Here is an 809-nt window from a genome sequence, read left to right on the forward strand (position 1 = left end):
CCCTTCTTCACCATCTGCGCAAAGGCGATGCCGGAGAGCGCCTCGGCGTTCTGCTGCACCAGCGCGCCGGCGACGGTGACGGGCGCCATGGCGCCCGACAGCGTGAACGGCGTAACGATCACGGCCTGGCCCATGCTCGCCATCTGGATGATGCCTTCCATCATCGGCACGTCGAGCTTGAGCGGCGAATTGGTGTTGATGATGGTGAAGACCGACGGTTCGGCCATCAGCTGCTCGCGGCTGATGCCACGGGCGATGCGGGTGATCTCGATGCCGTCGACGTTGCGCTCCTTGCCGAGCGAATAGATGTGGAAGACCTTGTCGGTCAGCATGGCGAGGTCGCGGATGCATTCGAGATGCCGAACGGAGGGATGGATGTCGATCGGCTCGACCGGATAGCCGCCGGTGCACTGCAGGATGTTGTGCATCTGCGCCAGGCGCAGGAAATTGCGGTAGTCCGCCTGGTTGCCCGGCCGGCGTCCACGGTCGAGGTCGGAGCAGTTGGGCGCCGAAGCCATCATCGACAGGATGAGGTTGTTGCCGCCGAAGCGCAGATTATGCGCCGGGTTGCGGGCGTGCAGTGTGAATTCCGACGGGCAGTGCGAGACAAGCTCGAGGATCATGTCGCTGTCGAAGCGTACGCGCTCCGAGCCTTCGCGCACGTCCGCGCCATGTGCCTTCATGATGCGGCGGGCTTCCTCGTGCAGGACGTCGACGCCGATCTCCTTCAGCACGCGCAGCGAGGCGAGGTGGATCGATTCCAACTCGTCGTCGGACACCAGCTTGGGTGGCGTCAGCGGGGTCTTCAA

The 809-nt window shown here is 64.2% G+C and carries 1 protein-coding gene; it reads right to left on the reverse strand.

Translation table 11 applies throughout. From position 1 onward, the window contains the following. On the reverse strand, positions 1–809 hold an 809-nt coding region (locus tag EOD07_RS36150; RefSeq protein WP_206519670.1), incomplete at both ends, for a trimethylamine methyltransferase family protein.

Source organism: Mesorhizobium sp. M2C.T.Ca.TU.002.02.1.1, from assembly GCF_003997225.1.